The 508-nt window shown below is 63.6% G+C and carries 1 protein-coding gene; it reads right to left on the bottom strand.

From position 1 onward, the window contains the following. The coding region (locus EN925_RS39035; protein WP_206633238.1) for a patatin-like phospholipase family protein at positions 1-508 on the bottom strand (508 nt) is incomplete at both ends.

The following is a 508-nucleotide window of genomic DNA, read 5'->3' as shown; positions in this document are numbered from 1 at the left end:
ATATGGCTGAGCTTCGGCTGTAGCGACATGTCTGGCGGATCGCCGGCAAGTCTTGCGCGCGAAATGCGGTCCTGGATGATGTTGAAGGCCTCGACCATGACGCCGGTGATGCCGAGCCGGGTCTGATGCGACTGGTGTTCGGGATCGCCATGTCCGGCCCTCGGCGCGTCCTTTTCGACGACCAGTTCGCCAGCGCTGTGCTTGATGACGGCGGCACGGCCGAACAGGTCATAGTGAAGGTTGACCGCCACGACGAGCGGCTGCTCGTAGGCGCGGCAGACCGAAACCGGTACGGGGTTGACCAGAGCGCCGTCGACCAGCACGCGGCCGTTGCAATTCACCGGCTCGAACACGCCGGGAAGCGCATAAGAGGCGCGCATGGCGGTGATCAATGAGCCGCTCGACAGCCAGATTTCGTGGCCCGTGCGGATTTCGGAAGTGACCGCGACGAACGGCTTGGCAAGGTCCTCGAAACGAATGCCGGCCATGTGCTCGCGCAGCCTTGCAT

It is taken from the genome of Mesorhizobium sp. M7A.F.Ca.US.006.04.2.1, from assembly GCF_004022915.1.
Lineage (GTDB): Bacteria > Pseudomonadota > Alphaproteobacteria > Rhizobiales > Rhizobiaceae > Mesorhizobium > Mesorhizobium ciceri.
The sequence above is the reverse complement of the archived record's forward strand: the minus strand, read 5'-3'. Positions and strand labels throughout refer to the sequence as shown.